This is a genomic window from Rhizobium sophoriradicis, from assembly GCF_025200795.1.
Taxonomy (GTDB): Bacteria; Pseudomonadota; Alphaproteobacteria; order Rhizobiales; family Rhizobiaceae; genus Rhizobium; species Rhizobium sophoriradicis.
On the sequence record NZ_CP104152.1, the window covers coordinates 2,493,777 to 2,509,406 of the forward strand.

17 protein-coding genes and 1 riboswitch are annotated in these 15,630 nt (G+C 65.0%); of the genes, 6 read left to right on the forward strand and 11 right to left on the reverse strand.

Going from position 1 to position 15,630, the window contains the following annotated elements; genetic code table 11:
• The first annotated feature begins 26 nt into the window (after positions 1 to 26).
• Positions 27 to 1,049, forward strand: coding sequence for an LLM class flavin-dependent oxidoreductase (locus N2597_RS12485; RefSeq protein WP_183599595.1), 1,023 nt, complete (start codon positions 27 to 29; stop codon positions 1,047 to 1,049).
• 246 nt (positions 1,050 to 1,295) lie between these two features.
• Entirely contained in the window at positions 1,296 to 2,201 is a 906-nt protein-coding gene (locus tag N2597_RS12490) for a LysR family transcriptional regulator (protein ID WP_077992868.1), read from the forward strand.
• Here N2597_RS12490 and N2597_RS12495 read toward each other — a convergent pair.
• Together N2597_RS12495 and N2597_RS12500 are read right to left on the reverse strand one after the other, a co-directional pair.
• Entirely contained in the window at positions 2,164 to 3,435 is a 1,272-nt protein-coding gene (locus tag N2597_RS12495; RefSeq protein ID WP_183599597.1) for an MFS transporter, read from the reverse strand. The genes N2597_RS12490 and N2597_RS12495 overlap by 38 nt on opposite strands.
• Positions 3,432 to 4,073, reverse strand: coding sequence for an ArsR/SmtB family transcription factor (locus tag N2597_RS12500; protein ID WP_183599599.1), 642 nt, complete (start codon positions 4,071 to 4,073; stop codon positions 3,432 to 3,434). Before N2597_RS12500 ends, N2597_RS12495 begins: the two co-directional genes overlap by 4 nt.
• A gap of 159 nt (positions 4,074 to 4,232) precedes the next feature.
• Between N2597_RS12500 and N2597_RS12505 the strand changes: the two genes are divergently transcribed.
• Positions 4,233 to 4,916, forward strand: a complete 684-nt coding sequence (locus tag N2597_RS12505; RefSeq protein WP_183599601.1) for a class I SAM-dependent methyltransferase — start codon at positions 4,233 to 4,235, stop codon at positions 4,914 to 4,916.
• Here the strand turns inward: N2597_RS12505 and N2597_RS12510 are convergent.
• The 5 genes from N2597_RS12510 to N2597_RS12530 form a co-directional block, all read right to left on the reverse strand.
• The gene (locus tag N2597_RS12510) at positions 4,913 to 5,713 is read right to left on the reverse strand and encodes an ABC transporter ATP-binding protein (RefSeq protein WP_183599603.1); all 801 of its coding nucleotides are present in this window, start codon (positions 5,711 to 5,713) and stop codon (positions 4,913 to 4,915) included. The genes N2597_RS12505 and N2597_RS12510 overlap by 4 nt on opposite strands.
• 7 nt (positions 5,714 to 5,720) lie before the next feature.
• Positions 5,721 to 6,758 carry a FecCD family ABC transporter permease gene (locus N2597_RS12515; protein ID WP_077992879.1) on the reverse strand — a complete coding sequence of 346 codons (1,038 nt, stop codon included), beginning with the start codon at positions 6,756 to 6,758 and terminating at the stop codon, positions 5,721 to 5,723.
• On the reverse strand, positions 6,755 to 7,759 hold the full coding sequence (locus tag N2597_RS12520) for a FecCD family ABC transporter permease (RefSeq protein WP_077992882.1): 1,005 nt from the start codon (positions 7,757 to 7,759) through the stop codon (positions 6,755 to 6,757). Before N2597_RS12520 ends, N2597_RS12515 begins: the two co-directional genes overlap by 4 nt.
• A 19-nt stretch (positions 7,760 to 7,778) precedes the next feature.
• The gene (locus N2597_RS12525; RefSeq protein ID WP_038689793.1) at positions 7,779 to 8,747 is read right to left on the reverse strand and encodes an ABC transporter substrate-binding protein; all 969 of its coding nucleotides are present in this window, start codon (positions 8,745 to 8,747) and stop codon (positions 7,779 to 7,781) included.
• Positions 8,748 to 8,897: 150 nt separating this feature from the next.
• Positions 8,898 to 9,992 carry an adenylate/guanylate cyclase domain-containing protein gene (locus N2597_RS12530; protein ID WP_183599605.1) on the reverse strand — a complete coding sequence of 365 codons (1,095 nt, stop codon included), beginning with the start codon at positions 9,990 to 9,992 and terminating at the stop codon, positions 8,898 to 8,900.
• Between the two features lie 186 nt (positions 9,993 to 10,178).
• On the opposite strand from N2597_RS12530, the gene N2597_RS12535 reads away from it, so the two are divergent.
• Positions 10,179 to 10,403, forward strand: coding sequence for a hypothetical protein (locus tag N2597_RS12535; protein ID WP_077992886.1), 225 nt, complete (start codon positions 10,179 to 10,181; stop codon positions 10,401 to 10,403).
• A gap of 83 nt (positions 10,404 to 10,486) precedes the next feature.
• Here the strand turns inward: N2597_RS12535 and N2597_RS12540 are convergent, their stop codons facing one another.
• Together N2597_RS12540 and N2597_RS12545 are read right to left on the reverse strand one after the other, a co-directional pair.
• Positions 10,487 to 10,807, reverse strand: a complete 321-nt coding sequence (locus tag N2597_RS12540; RefSeq protein ID WP_064682750.1) for a GCG_CRPN prefix-to-repeats domain-containing protein — start codon at positions 10,805 to 10,807, stop codon at positions 10,487 to 10,489.
• Between the two features lie 183 nt (positions 10,808 to 10,990).
• Entirely contained in the window at positions 10,991 to 11,437 is a 447-nt protein-coding gene (locus tag N2597_RS12545; protein WP_009996549.1) for an SRPBCC family protein, read from the reverse strand.
• Between the two features lie 566 nt (positions 11,438 to 12,003).
• Positions 12,004 to 12,147, forward strand: a riboswitch (FMN riboswitch).
• Positions 12,148 to 12,227: 80 nt separating this feature from the next.
• Here N2597_RS12545 and N2597_RS12550 point away from each other — a divergent pair.
• On the forward strand, positions 12,228 to 12,662 hold the full coding sequence (locus N2597_RS12550) for a 6,7-dimethyl-8-ribityllumazine synthase (protein ID WP_009996551.1): 435 nt from the start codon (positions 12,228 to 12,230) through the stop codon (positions 12,660 to 12,662).
• Positions 12,663 to 12,808: 146 nt separating this feature from the next.
• Positions 12,809 to 13,498, forward strand: coding sequence for a VOC family protein (locus N2597_RS12555; RefSeq protein ID WP_077992890.1), 690 nt, complete (start codon positions 12,809 to 12,811; stop codon positions 13,496 to 13,498).
• A gap of 231 nt (positions 13,499 to 13,729) precedes the next feature.
• Here the strand turns inward: N2597_RS12555 and N2597_RS12560 are convergent, their stop codons facing one another.
• A complete protein-coding gene (locus N2597_RS12560) occupies positions 13,730 to 14,506 on the reverse strand; it encodes a DUF1194 domain-containing protein (RefSeq protein ID WP_096764569.1) in 777 nt (258 codons plus the stop codon).
• 106 nt (positions 14,507 to 14,612) lie between these two features.
• Entirely contained in the window at positions 14,613 to 15,515 is a 903-nt protein-coding gene (locus N2597_RS12565; RefSeq protein ID WP_038689805.1) for a LysR family transcriptional regulator, read from the reverse strand.
• Between the last annotated feature and the right edge of the window lie 115 nt (positions 15,516 to 15,630).

The window sequence follows — 15,630 nt, forward strand, 5'->3', positions numbered from 1 at the left end:
GCAACAGATCAAGGTGCGGCATCGACATGAAGAAGATCGGTTTCCTCTCGTTCGGGCACTGGACGCCCTTGCCGCAATCGCAGACGCGCTCGGCCGGAGATGCGCTGCTGCAGTCGATCGACCTTGCGGTTGCGGCCGAGGAGCTCGGCGCCGACGGGGCGTATTTTCGCGTGCACCACTTCGCCCGGCAGCTGGCTTCGCCCTTCCCGCTGCTGGCCGCCGTTGGTGCCAAGACCAACCGGATCGAGATCGGCACCGCCGTCATCGACATGCGCTACGAGAACCCGCTCTATATGGCCGAGGATGCCGGCGCCGCCGACCTCATCGCCGGCGGCCGGCTGCAGCTCGGCATCAGCCGCGGCTCGCCCGAGCAGGTGATCGATGGCTGGCGCCATTTCGGCTATGCGCCGCCGGAAGGCCAGGACGAGACCGAGATGGCGCGGCGCCACGCGGAAGTCTTTCTTGAAGTGCTGCGCGGTGAAGGTTTTGCCAAGCCGAACCCGCGGCCGATGTTTCCGAACCCGCCCGGTCTTTTGCGTCTCGAGCCGCATTCGGAGGGCCTTCGCGAGCGGATCTGGTGGGGCGCAAGCTCAAACGCCACCGCCGTCTGGGCCGCCAAGCTCGGCATGAACCTGCAGAGCTCGACGCTGAAGGACGATGAAACGGGAGAGCCCTTCCATGTTCAGCAAGCCGATCAGATCCGCGCCTATCGCGAGGCCTGGAAGGCAGCCGGCCATACGCGCCAGCCGCGCGTCTCCGTCAGCCGCAGCATCTTCGCGCTGGTGGATGAGCGCGACCGCGCCTATTTCGGCTATGGCGGTGACGAAGGCGACAAGATTGGCTTCATCGACGAGAAGACCCGGGCAATCTTCGGCCGCAGCTACGCCGCCGAACCAGACGTCCTGATCAAGCAGCTCGCCGAAGACGAGGCGATCGCCGAGGCCGACACGCTGCTGCTCACCGTGCCCAACCAGCTCGGCGTCGAATATAATGCCCATGTCATCGAAGCGATCCTGACCCACGTCGCACCGGCGCTCGGCTGGCGGTGAGGTTACGGTTGCTGTGATAGTGGCTTGGTGGACATGAGCAGCGAAGATGAGAGGGTGTGCAACCCGGCACACCCTCTCCTCGTCGCCTATGCACGATGATCCGGCCCAGCAACGCACATCTCCCATCCGCCCCATAAACCAAGCCTCGGGACCTTACTGCCGCTATAGGCGTTGATGGTGCAAACCTTGAATCGGCCGCAGGACTGACCGAATTAAGGCCTTAGCCCGAACCGGTCGAGTTGCCTCATGCCGCGCACGAACCTGAACGACATCCTGATCTTCATGGCCGTCGTCGATGCCGGGAGCTTCGTCGGCGGGGGGCAGACGATGGGGCTGTCGCGCTCGGCGGCGGGAAAGGCCGTTATTCGTCTGGAAGACCGGCTCGGCGCGCGCCTGCTCAATCGCACGACGAGAAGCCTGAGCCTGACCGAGGAAGGACGGCTGTTCTACGAGCGCGGGCTGCAGATCCTCGCCTCGGTCGACGAGGCCGAAGCGAGTGTCTCGGGCAAGAGCGGCGCGCCGCGCGGCGTGCTCCGCCTCACCGCTCCCGATGCCTTCGGCCGCCTCGTCGTGCTGCCGCTGCTCGAAAAATATCTCCGGGCCTGGCCGGACCTGCAGGCGGAAGTGAGCTTCACCGACCGCCTTGCCGACATCGTCGAGGAAGGCTTCGACCTGGCGATCCGGATCGGCGCGATCCCCTCGGCGTCAGACAGCCGGCTGGCTTCACGCGTGATCGCCAGCGAAACGGCGCGGCTCTGCGCCTCTCCCGCCTATCTCGCCGAGCACAGCGAACCGCATGATCTCGACGATCTCGCCGTCCATGACTGCCTGTTCTTTGCGAGCCGCAATCAAAGGCAGGGCTGGCGCTTTCGCGGCGAAGGCGGCGCCTGGGTCAAGGCGCAGGGCCGCAGCCGCCTGAGGCTCGACAGCGGCGAGGCGATCCGCGACGCGGCTCTCGCCGGCCTCGGCATCGCCCTCCTCCCCGACTTCCTCATCGCCGACGACCTCACCGCCGGCCGCCTCCGCCACATCCTGCCCCAACTCGAAACCGACGACGCCAGGATCGTGGCGCTCTATCCCGACAAGCGCCTGCTCGAACCCCGCGTGCGCGGCTTCATCGACCTGATGGTTGAGGAGCTCGGCCGCGGCTAGGAACTCCTTCAGGCAAGGTCCTGTCAAAGCCGCGAAAACTCTTCAGCGCCAGCGGCGCAAGCGTTGTCGCGAAATAGCCAACCCCCATCAGGAACAGTGCGGCGGCAAGGCCGAGCGTGCTGATCAGCGCACCGCCGGCGAGGCCGCCGAAGGGGATGAGGGCGAAGCAGAGGGCGGTGTTCAATGCGGTGACGCGGCCGGTCAGCGGCTTGGGGATGCGCTCGAAGATGACCGCCGACAGGATCGGGTTGAGGAAGCCCGACGCGAAGCCTGCGATGGCGAGCGTCGCAAAGACGAGGCCGATGGGCGCATCCAGCGCCGGAACGAGGAAGCGCGGAAAGCCGGTTAGGAGGAAGGCCACCGTATAGACCGTCAGGCGCGGCATGCGCTCGCCGATCGCCGCGGCAATCGCAGCACCTGCGATCGAGGCGCCGGCGAAGGCGGCAAACATCGCCCCGAGCAGTTCCGGACCATGGCCGGCATCCCGTGTCCAGACCGGCAGCAGCACGGCATGATAGGCCTGGTCGAAGAGATTAGTGACCGCCACCATGGCGACAATGCTGACGAGCACGGCATCGCCCCGCAGAAATCGCCAGCCCTCGCGGAGATCGTCGAAATAGGAGGCCGGTTCGGCCGGTGGAGTTTCAAGCGCGGGCGCGCGGCGCGTTCCGGGTATGCCCACAGCAACGATTAGTGCTGCGGCGGCGAAGGTGGCGGCATTAACGAGCAGCGGCTGGCCCGGGCCGATCAGCCCGATCAAAGCGCCGGCGCCGGCCGCGCCCGCCGTCGAGGCCAGCCGCTCGATGGCGCTTGCGACGCCGGTCACCCTTTCGAGCGGCACGCCGGCGAGCGTGGCGATATCGGGAACCATTGCCTGCTTGGCCGCATCGGAGGGTCCGCGCAGCACGCCCATGGCAAAGACGAGCGGTAGCAGCACCGGCATGGCGAGCAGGCCGAAGATATCCAGAAGCGGCACCAGAGCGACCACGAGCACCGAAGCGGTGTCTGAGATGATGGCGATGCGCTTGGCGCCGGCGCGGTCGATCAGCGGTCCGCCGAGCGCCTTGGCGACGACATAGGGCAGCATTTCCATCATCGCCGTCAGCCCCGTCAGCACGGGGCTGCCCGTCGTGCTCAGCACCAGCCAGGGAATGGCGATGGTCGAAAGCCGCGTGCCGGAGAGCGAGAATGTCTCGGCAGCCGCGAGCGCCAGGAACGGCCGGCCCGGTCTCACGGCTCGCCCTCGCCTTCACGATGCGGCAAGCCGCCGGGGTAGGGAAAGGCGTGCAGCATGACATAGAAGGGAACCATGCCGGCTTCCTGCGACGCCGCCTCCCCCAGCCGTGGGGCCGCCTGCATCGCTTCCAGGATGACATCCCTCAGCCGTTTCGTCAGAGCCTCGGCCTGTGCCGCCGTCATCGGGATGATGATGTCGTCGGCAGCCGTCGCCTTGCGCCATTCGGGCGGCAGCTCGGCATATTCCTCCAGCGCCTGTTGCATCTGGCCGACTTGCAGCGAGAGTGCGGCCTGATTGAAGGCGATGTCGAGATCGAGCGCCTCCCCTTCGGATTCGCTCGCCGGCACCGAGGTCAGCTCGTGGCTGGCGCGCCACCAGCGGTCGCGCCGCGAGGCATGCGGCGCCTCCTCGATGAAGTTGTATTGGGCGAGCTGGCGCAGATGATAGCTCGTCGCGCCGCTGTTCAGGCCGAGCCGCGCGGCAAGCTGCGTCGCCGTGGCGGGACCATCGATCCGGAGCATGCCGAGCATGCGCAGCCGCACAGGATGCGCCAGCGCCTTCAGCGCGGTGGGCTCGGGCACGACCCGGCTGACGGTGCGGGCATCTGCGGCAGGTTTAGGGTGCGGATGTTTCATCCCCAAAGCATACAATCGCAAACATATCTTTGCAAAGTTTTCTTTGCAAAATACCTGACGGCTGTGGAAGGCGCTCGAAAACCGCCTTCCGATCTAGCCAAGCATGACAACGCATCCTAAGACCATCACCGTGATCGGCATGATGCGAGGCGCAAGAGGATGGCTGAGGAAGCGCAGAAAAACATCGGCACGTGGTATATCGATCCAGATGCCGAAGACAGGATGGCCGATGGACATGCGCCCATCTGGCGCCACCTGATCGACCTCATCCTCGAGCGGGACCTGACCGACAAGAGCGTGCTCGATTTCGGCTGCAATCAGGGCGGCCTGCTGCGCCATCTCTATGCGATCCGCCCCTTCCGCAAGGCGCTCGGCATCGACATCGCCGAAACCTCAATCGCCAAGGCCGAGACGCTGAAGGGCAATCTGCCGATCCAGCATCAGGTCGGCGGCAGGCTCGACGGCTGGAGCGAAGAATTCGATCTGGCCCTCAGCCATGAGGTCATCTATCTCGTTCCCGATATCGACGCACACGCCGCCGACATCTGGCGGGCGCTGAAGTCCGGCGGCGTCTATTATGCGGTGACAGGATGCCATACGGATAACCCGCTCTGGCCCAAATGGCGCGAACTCGTCGCCAACCGCACCAACACCGTCGTCCAGGACCGGTCGATCACTGATTACGGCCGCGCCTTCGAAAGGGCGGGCTTCGACGTCTCCGCCCGCAAGCTCGAATATGACGGCTTCATTCCCTTCGTCGCCGACGGCTGGACGCCTGATTTCGCCGATGCGCTGAATTATTACACCCAGACGAAGATCGTCTTCAGGCTGGTGAAGCGCTAGGTCGTGTCGGCTCGCTGAAGTTTCATCAGCTCGACATCGAAATGCGGCGGACTGTCGGGCGCGACCTGGACGAAGCGGCCCCTGACGCGGAAAATTTCCTGGATCAGCCCGCGTTCGGCAAGCTCGCGTGGGGCGCCGTCGAATCTGAGCTCGCCTTTTTCAAGCAGCGAGATGCGGTCGCTGACGGCGACGGCCTGGTTGATGTCGTGGATCGCCATGACGACGGCCACGCCCTTTTCCCGGCTCAGCCGATGCACGAGGTCGAGCACCTCGACCTGGTAGCCGATATCGAGGAAGGAGGTGGGCTCGTCGAGCAGCAGGATCTCCGCCTCCTGGGCGAGAGCGGCCGATATCCAGGCCCTTTGCCGCTCGCCGCCGGACAATTCCCGGAGGCTGCGGTCGGCGAGCCCGGACAGGCCGGTGCTTTCAAGCGCCCATTCGATCGCGTCTTCGTCACGGCTGTCATAGGAGCGGAACAGGCCGACATGCGGATAGCGGCCCTGGCGCACGAGCTGGGCGACGGTCATTTCGTCGGGCGCGGTCGGCTGCTGCGGCAGGAAGGCGAGCCTCTTCGCCAACATGCGGCGCGACATGGAGGCGACGGCAACGCCGCCGAGCGACGCTCGGCCCCCGGCCGGCCGGATCAGCCCGGCCAGCGCATGCAGCGCCGTGCTCTTGCCCGAGCCGTTCGGGCCGATCAGCGCGCGGATCTCGCCTTTCTCAAGCGAAAGACTGAAGCCGTTAAGGGCCTTTCGCTGGCCGTACATTACCGAGAGGTCGGAACAGGACAATGGCATTTCGGCCTCACATGGTTTTGCGCAGCAGCGCGAGCAGGAACGGAACGCCGAAGACGGCCGTGACCACGCCGATCGGGATTTCCTCGGCTTGGCCCAGCAGCCGGCCGATGAGATCGCCGAGCGTGACGATGACGGCGCCGAGCACGATCGTCAGAACAAGCGACAACATGAAATTCCGGCCCGCCAGGAAACGGGCGAGATGCGGCACGACGAGACCGATGAAAACAACAGGGCCGACCGCGCCGACCGCACTCGCCGCAAGCGCAGAAGATACGATCAGCACGATTGAGAACTGTCTCTTATAGCCGAGCCCGAAAGAGCGGGCGACGGATGCATCGAACTGCAGCAGCGTCAAGGGGCGGTAGATGACCGGCAGCATGGCGAGCCCGGCGATGGTGAAGGGCAGCAGGAAGAGTGCATGATCCCAGCTGCGGGCGTAAAGGCTGCCCGACAGCCATTCGAGAATGATCTCGATGCGGGCCGATCCCCAACCGGCGATGAGGCCGATCGCCACCGCATGCAGAACCGCCCCGACCGCCACGCCGCAGAGCGTGATGCGCAGCGCGCTGAGGCCGAGGCGGAAGGCCAGGAGATAGATGACGCCGCCGGCCAGCAGACCGCCGGCAAGCCCGGCCGCCGGCAGCCAGGCGACCGGCAGTTCGGCCAGCGTGTTCGAGCCGGGCTCGAAGATATAGACGGTGAAAAGCAGGAAGATCGTCACCGACAGCGTCGCACCCTGCGAAACGCCCATCAGCGACGGATCGGCCAGCGGATTGCGGGTGATGGTCTGCAGCAGATATCCTGCCAGCGAAAAATGGATGCCAGCCAAAATGCCGGTGGCGATGCGCGGCAGCCGGATATCGAGAATGATCAGCCGTGCTTCAGCCGAGCCGCCGCCGGTCAAGACGGCCGCGACATCGGCCATCGGAATATCGGCAACGCCGAGGAAGATCGCCGCCGCCAGCGACAGGACCGTCAGGATGGCCAGTGCGGCGGACATGCCGAGGCCTGGCGAAGCAGCCGTCGTCGATGCCGGGGCGCTCATCGTGCTTCACCTGCTAGGCTCAGCCGCCCGCGCTGGACGAGATAGATGAAGACAGGCCCGCCAAGCAGCGCGGTCACGATGCCGACCGGCAGTTCGCGCGGGATGGCGATGCTGCGCGCCAAAACGTCGGCGACGGTGACGATCAGCGCGCCGAGGGCAGCGCTGAGCCCGATCTCCCACCCCGTGCCGCGCGGCTTGAGCAGCCGGGCGATGTGAGGAGCGGCCAGCCCCACGAAGGCGACCGGTCCCGCGACCGGCGCGACGCCCGCAACCGGAAGGACGGCGAGAATGAGGATGAGCGGCTTCCACAGCCCTAGCTGCAAGCCCATGCCGGCCGCGGCATGATCGCTCAGCATGAACATGGCGATGACGCGCCGCAGCAGCAGCGCGCCGGCGACGCCGGCGATCGTCCAGGGCAGCATGTAGAGGAGATGCGACCAGGTGCGCCCCTGGAAGCCGCCGGCAAGCCAGAAGAGCAGCGATGCCGATTGCGGCCCGGTCAAAAGCAGCACGTAGGTGGTGATCGCACCCAGGAAGAGCGAGACGCTGACACCGCCGAGCGCCAGCTGCAGCGGCCGCCCCTGCCCGCCATGCGACACCCAGAACGTCACTGAAGCTGCCGCAAGCCCGCCGGCAAGGCCGATGAAGGGATAATAGGCGGGCGAAAGCCAAGGCAGGAAGACGAAACAGCAGACGATCGGCGCGACCGCCCCGGATGTGACACCGGTGATGCCGGGATCGGCCAGCGGATTGCGGGTCAGCGTCTGCAGCACATAGCCGGAAACGGCAAGACCCGCGCCGCCGGCAGCCGCGGTCAGGCTGCGCGGCAGCCGCAGCGTCCAGACGAGGATGGATTCGATCTTGCCATCGGGCGCCAACAGCACGCGGATGGCGGTCTCAGCCGACAGCGTCTTGGCGCCGATCAGCAAGCCAAACATCGCCGCCAGGATGGCGGCGATGACGATGAGCCCGATGGCCAGGAATGATTGCCGGGGGCTCATCGCCGGTCTTGTCCCTGGCTTAGTTCTGCAGTTCGGCCGGGATCAGCTTGGCGGCTTCCGCCTTGACGTCGACGGCCGGGAACGTGTCGGGATAGAGGTAGTGCGCGGCCTCGCGCAGCACGATTTCGCGGGCGATCGGACCGTTGGTCTCGACCCACTGGTCGCCGACATAGAAGACCCGGTTGTTCTTGACCGCCGACAGCTGCGACCAGATCGGATTGCTCTCATGCGGACGATCCGGGCCGGAATCGTAGACGAAGATCACTTCCGGGTCCTTCTCCAGCATGGTCTCCAGGCTGAGATCGATGCCGAACTCGCCGCCCGGGGTCTTCGGGCCGGGAACATTGTCGCCGCCGATCGCAGCGACGATAGAGGCCGAGGTGTTTTCCGTGTGGAAGGCGAAAGGTGTCGCGCCGCCCCACATGATCAGGAAGCGCGGATGCTTGTCCTTCGGCGCTTTGGCGGCGAACTCCGCCAGATGCTTGCGGAAATCGGCGTTCAGCTGCTCGCCGCGCTCGGGCTTGCCGAGCAGCTTGGAAAGTGCTGCGGTCTCGCTGTAGCTCTCTTCGAGCAGTTCCATATTATAGGCAACGTAAGGCGCGATGTTCTGCAGCTGCGCTGCATTGCCGACCGTATAGCGGCGGATCGCAATGATCAGATCCGGCTTGGCTTCGGAAAGAAGCTCGAGATTGGGCTTGGCGCGCTGGCCGATCTGCTTCATCCCTGAGGTCAGGCCGAGCAGGAAAGCGGGCTCGCGGCCAGCCGTCATATAGGTGCTGGCGACCGGCTTGATGCCGAGCGCGAGCGCAACGTCATCGGCGAAATAAGAAATCGAGGCAATACGTTTCGGCTGCGCCGGGACTTCGACAGTCACGCCGCGATCATCGACGATCGAGACTTTCTTGCCGTCTTCGGCCTGAGCGCCACCGGCCATCAGCATTGCTGACAGTCCCAGGACGGAGAAAAATTTGCGTGCGTATTGATCCATGTTTGAACCCCCTCATTCGATGTGCGGACAGGCTTTAGCCAAAAAAGATGAGCTTCACAATCATGATTCTTGTCTGCGCTTCGCGAACGATAAAAGTCGCGGTCGGAAGCCCCGCGTCTGCGGCGCCTTCTGGCAGCACCGCCCTCGGGCTCAATCCTCCGGCAGGGTGAAGACCGCACAAGGATCGGCGATCCCGCGCAAGGCGTGCTCTCCGAGGGGCACGAGCGGCGCCGACGTATTCGCCGCCACCGCGCCCGAGATCAGCACGCTGCGGCCGAGCGGCTTGCAGAGCCCTTCGAGCCGGCTGACAAGATTGACGGCGGGGCCGATGGCGGTGAAATCCAGCCGGTCCGCCGCGCCGATATTACCCCACAGGATTTCGCCGAAATGCAGCGCGGCCCCGAAGGGCAGCGGCGCTAGGCCCTGCGCCCGGCGTACCTGGTCGAGATGGGCCATGCCGGCGCGGCTGGCGGCGATCGCCCTCAGCGCCGCCTCGCAGGCGTCACGGTCTCCCTGGGCCTTGCCTGGCGCAGCCGCGACCGGGAAGATCGCCAGCACGCTGTCGCCGATGAATTTCAGCACCTCGCCGCCGAAGGCGTGTACGGCGCCGGCGACGCGGTCGAACCAGGCATCGAGCGTCGCGATCATCGCGTGCGGCTCCGTCACCTCCGAGAGTGCGGTGAAGTCGCGCAGGTCGGCGCAGAGAAGCGCCGCGCGAATGGTCTCCCCGGTGCCCCGGGCAAGCGCCCCGGCCTGCACCCGCGCGGCACTGCGCCGGCCGAGATAGGCTTCGAGCAGAGCAGCCCGCGCCTCCCGCGCCGCGAGTGCCGCAAGCGGCGCAGCGGCAAAGCGCGCCACCTCGCGCAGACGATCCGCCCCGGCCGGGTCAAAGGCGTCCCTCCCGGCCCCATTGGCGATACCCGCCCAGCCGAGCACCGGGCTCTCCGGCGAGGCTCCGATCCCTTCCTCCCATACCGGCCCGAGCCCGGCCAGCCACTCGCGCCCGGCCTCGACCGGCGGGGCCGCCGCGAAGGCCAGCGCCTCGATAACGGCCCCGCTCTCCGCCCGCCAGAGCCAGGTGCGCCGCGCGATGATCGGATGCGGCACTGAAAGTGTCAGCGCGCCGCCGGCAAGCGGCAGACCGTCGCAAAGCAGCCGGCGCCCGAGTTCGGCGAGGAACCGTTCGGGACCGGGCGAGGCAGCGGCCTCGTCAACCAGCCAGGCAAGGGAGGAAGGCAGATCCATGACTTAGGATGACATCGCCGGCAGACCTCCGCAAGCCGACGCTTCCGCGCCCGCTCTCCCCTCGGGCTTCAGGCAACAACAACACTGTCAAACATCACACCGGTGGAAAACAGAAAAATAACACTTTAAACTTGCGCGGCTCCGATTCCATTGTAATGTCGGGTCATCCGCGATTGAGGGGTTGCGATGGGCACGACATTCTGGCCGAAAGATCCGCTGGACGGAAACGACATGACGTTGTTGACGTCGATCCTGCGGCGCTGGTGCGCGCGCTATGGAATCGACTTTACGGCGGACGAAAGCCGGCTGAAGGCGAAGGAACTCGTCGAATGGTTTGAGTTCGGCGTCAAGGATCCAGCCGAACTCGAAGAGCTGATCGACGGCAAGTACTGGCTCGTCAGCCGGATCTGACCTGAGCGCAATGACAGTTTCCAAAAGAAAAGGCCGGGCGAAACATCGCGCCGGCCTCGTCCGTCAGCCTCATGCCGAGACCTTTAGTAGTCGTCCCGCCAGCGGCGTTCGCGATCCCAGCGGCGTTCATGGCGCCACCGCGGGCCATCCCAGTCGCGGTGGCGGCGCTCCCAACCCCAGCGAGGTGGACCACCATAGAAAGCCACCGGCGGCGGGCGTCGCCAGTTGCGGCGGCATTCGCCCCAGCGGGTCAGGTGCCAGCCGCGGCCGCAGGCGTAGTCGACCTTGGTGACGTCGCTTGTGACCTTGCTCTCGACATTGATTGTCCCCATCGGCATCGCCTGCGCAGAGCCGATCGAAAGGCTGCCAGCGAGCAAGGCAGCCGCGATAGATAGTGCCTTCATCGAAAACTCCATTTCATCCAGCCGTACCCACCTTAGGGCCGCCAAATTGAACTGGAGATGAACCGGGCATTCATGTTTGCAGGTGAAAAAACCTTGTTTTTTGACGGCCGGTCGGAGCGCCGGCCGGGCGTTTTTCCCGCAGCGGCAAGCGCTTGAGAAGCGCCTCACGCCCACGAAAATCGTTCATGTCCTGCCGTAAAAAGGATCCGGCCCCGGATCGCCCCCGGCGGCGACCGCGGTGAGCCGCCCCAGATAATGCTCCCACCCCTCGGCATGGCCGGCGCACTGCTCCTCGCTCGGCAGGCCGCTATGGGTGAGTCGCAGTAACGTCCCATCCGGCTGCTCGATCAGGTCGATCTCGACCAGGCTGGAGCCCGGCGGCACGACCTCGCTGCCATCCCATCCGAAGCTATAGGCAAGCCGATGCACCGGCACGACCTCGCGAAACGAGCCTCGCGCAAAGCGGGCGCCGGTGACGTTGACGAGATAAAGACCGCCCGGCTCAGGCTCGATCTCGGCCTCCGTTCCCATCCAGCGCAAAATCTTCTCCGGATCCGTCATCAGCGCAAACACCGCAGCCGGCGGCGCCGCTATATGCGCCTCACGGCGCACGACAAAAGACTCTGGCATGCCTCCCTCCCATGATGGTCACGGCCTGCCCCGCCTCATGCGGGACGGCGCGTCATGCTGCTTCGGCGGAATGTGCTCCGGAGGGATGTAGGCGCGAGTGCACGCACAGCAAGGGCGATGGAAGCCGCTCCTCGCATCGTCGGCACCGCTGCCGCTACTAAACCGTTGCAACGCCACTCGTCATGGTGCCCTTCGCTTCCGCTCCGTGCATTCGCGGCTCAGCCGCTCACCCCCTCATCTGCCTGCCGGCAACTTCTCCCCGCCGGGGAGAAGCGGAATCGCCGCAGCGTCTCGCTCCCTTTGACGTTCGCTATGGGAATGACGACCCGTGCAGCTTGCTCCCCCTTCGCCCCAGCGGGGAGAAGATGCCCGTTAGGGCAGATGAGGGGGGCGAGGAGCGAAAGCGACGAACGCCTTGAGCGGCAAGCGAAAGGCAAGTGGCTTCCATCACGGCTGTGGATAGGTTGGTGGAGGACGATCAGCCGAAGCATGACGCCCCTTGAGATTGCGGCCTACCACCAAACCAATCCCCTATTGCCAGCCCCTCGCCTTGCCCCTATTGTCCGCGCCGTTCTCAGGGCGGGGTGAAAGTCCCTACCGGCGGTATGCAGTTTCGATTGCGAGCCCGCGAGCGCCTTCTTAACGAAGGGTCAGCAGATCAGGTGAGATGCCTGAGCCGACGGTCATAGTCCGGATGAAAGAGAACGCGCGTTCCTGCTGCCCTCGCCGGCAGCCGGTCAACGTTCGTGATCGCCTTGGGTGACGTGTCTGTACGCCAAAGGAGATCACCATGACACCCACCCGTTATGCCTTCGTCAAAGCCGGCTGGCACGCCGATATCGTCGACCGTGCGCTTGAAGGTTTCCAGCAGCTGATACCGGCTGAGCAGATCGATGTTTTCGACGTTCCCGGCGCATTCGAAATGCCGCTGCTGTCGCGCGATCTTGCGGCGACCGGGCGCTATGCCGCCGTCATCGCCGCCGCCTTCGTCGTCGATGGCGGAATCTATCGTCACGAATTCGTCGCCCAGGCCGTCGTCGACGGGCTGATGCGCGCCGGCATGGACACCGGCGTGCCGGTGCTGTCGGTTTCGCTGACGCCGCATCAGTATCAGGAAACCGAGCACCACACGCAGATCTACCGCGCGCACTTCGTCGAGAAGGGCCGCGAGGCGGCCCGCGCCGCCCTGATGATCGGCAAGACGCGCGCCGCTCTTGCGGCGTAGGAGACTAGGCAACTGACGGCGGGGCTGGCCCGCCGTCTTCTCCTTGCCGACAGAAGAATTGATTCGACGCCCTGCCTGCGCTGTGGTCCACTCGCGCACGACATGTATCGCCATTCTTAATGCGTCCAAACGTCGAGGAGCTGAAGATGAGCAATGCAATGCGCAGTGAAACCCCCACAGAATCCATCAGAACACGGCCCGCCGACACCAAACTCGAAGTGGTGGTCATCCCCGTGTCCGACGTCGACCGCGCCAAACGCTTTTATGACGGCCTCGGCTGGCGGCTCGATGCCGATTTCGCCAATGATGCCGATTTCCGCGTGATCCAGTTCACCCCGCCCGGCTCCGGCTGCGCCATCATCTTCGGCAGGAACGTGACCGCCGCCGCGCCCGGCTCCGCTCAAGGCCTCTACCTCATCGTCTCCGACATCGAGGCCGCCCGCCGCGATCTCATCGCCCGCGGCGTCGAGGTGAGCGAGGTCTTCCACGACGCATCGGGCGTCTATGCCGGCAAGGACGAACCCTATCTCTTCGGGCGCCTGCGCATCGCCGGCCGCGATCCCGAGCACCGCAGCTACCGCTCCTTCGCCTCCTTCAAGGATCCTGACGGCAACGGCTGGCTGTTCCAGGAAGTCACCACCCGCCTGCCCGGCCGCATCGACGCCGACGAGACCGTCTTCTCCACCTCGAGCGACCTGGCCTCCGCGCTCCGCCGCGCTGCCGCCGCCCACGGCGAACACGAGAAACGCAACGGCGGCAAATACGACGAGAACTGGCCGGACTGGTACGCCAAATATATGGTCAGCGAACAAGCCGGCAGAGAGCTGCCGCTATAGGCAGTGAAGAGCCCCATCCCGAGGCGCGAGACGGGTGCTCCGAACAGCAATAAATGCAGGGAACACCGTTGCAGCGCGTCCTTCGGGCTTCCGGCCGTTAGGCTGCGCCTCGAAGGACGCGCTTCAGCATCGCTCTCGCGGGGCTCACCGCCTGGCTGCCTTCGCTGCCGCCACCATGCCGTCGAGCCAGTCCCGATAGCCATTGATCATCGGGTTGGGCCAGCAGCCCTCTCACCGGTCAAACATATCCCGCCACTGCTTCTCCCCGATCAAGCAGTCCGTTGCCGGCTCCGCGCCGGCGATCGGCTGCACCGTCGCCGGAAGAGACAGGCCGCTGATCTCCATCACCAGCTTGCGGCGCACGGCGACGGCGAAGTCCTCGATCTTGCGGACCGGCAGCACGAAGGCGCCGGGGCCGCCGATGACGCAGTCGGCATAATATTTGTCGAGCCCGTCAGGCGCATCGGAAGGCCGCAGCATGAGGGCGAGGCCGTTGATGACCATGCCTGATGCCACCGCCTTGTCGCGGACGGGCGTGACGGGATTGCCGGAATTGTTCGGGCCGTCGCCGGAGACATCGATCACCTCCCGCCTGCCCCGGAAGGGGCTGGCGATGATCATGCTGACGCCCTGGGCAATCGCGGTGGAGATCGAGGTGCGCCGCTGCGTGCCGATCGGCCGGGCGTCGAGTTTGTCGGCAAAGGCAATCGCATCCTGCTCCGTCTCGATCACCTGCCAGTCGATCACCGAACCCTGGACGACATAGCCCGCCCATTCGAAATAACTGATGGCGATGCGACCGGTAAGCCCGCCCTTCACCGCGTCGATAAATTCCTTGTGTTTCAGCGCCGCGACATAACCGTCGCGCTGGATGCCGATCTCTTCGAAATCCATCGAGCGCGAGGTGTCGACGGCAAGCACCAGCGTCACGTCGACATCGTTTGCCGCAGCCTGCGCCGTCGGCACGACACCGGAAAGCCCCATGAGCACCGCAAGTGACGTCAGCATCGGCAGATCCCCGCGCCATTCCCAAAGCCGGGCGACTCTAGCACAGCTTCGCCTGGGAAGAACGCACCGCCACGCGCACGGCTTCAATTTTCGGTGATGGCACCCCTCAATGCAACGGCAGCCACAAAGGACTTTTCCATGCCTTCAGCGCGTCGAGGAAGACCTGCAGGCGCAGGGGCAGGAAGCGGCGCGTGGGATAGACGGCGTGCACGAAGATTTCCGGCGACGACCAGTCCGGCAGCAGGCGGATGAGCGCGCCTCTTCGGATCTGCTCGTCGCAATAGGTCGAAGGCAGGAGCCCAATGCCGTGGCCACGATAGGTGAAGGCGCTGACCGCATCGAAATCGCGGCTCGATGCCGGCCCCGACACGCGCACGTCGGCCGATTTGCGGCCGCTGACGAGATGCCATTCCGCTTCGCCGTTGCGCCCGTTCAGGAGCACGCACCGATGGTCCTTGAGATCTTCGGGCTTTGCGGGAAGAGCCTTCTCCTTCAGATAATCCGGGGCGGCGACCAGATAACGCACGCTCTTGCCGAGCCGCTGCGCGACGATGGTGGAATCCTTGAGTTCGCCGAAGCGGATGCCGAGATCGATATTCTCCGCGACCAGATCAAGGAACAGGTTAGTGACGAAAAGATCGACTTGGATCTCGGGATAGGCCTTCAGGAAATCGGAGATGAATTCGTAAAAGACCTCTTGGCCCAAGATGACCGGCACCGAGATCTTCAGCAGGCCTTCCGGCTTTCTCTGCGTTTCAGTCAGCGCCTGCTCGGCGTCGATGAGATGAGCAAGCGGCTCGCTGCATCTGTCGTAATAGGCCCGGCCCTGCGCGGTGAGGCTGAGCTTGCGGGTCGTGCGCTGGATCAGCATCACGCCGAGCTGCTCTTCGAGCGACGTCACCTTCCGACTGACGGTCGAGACAGGCATGCCGAGCGAATGGGCGGCGCGGCTGAAGCTGCCATATTGCGCCACCTTCACGAAGACGGCGATGTCGTTGAGATCGGCCATGCCGGCACTTTTGCACTGATGCAAAAGAGAATCCAGATATTTCCATCTAATCGAGCAATGACGTTTTCGCCATATTCACCTTGCGAAAACAAACCAACAACCCGATGGCGGCGCG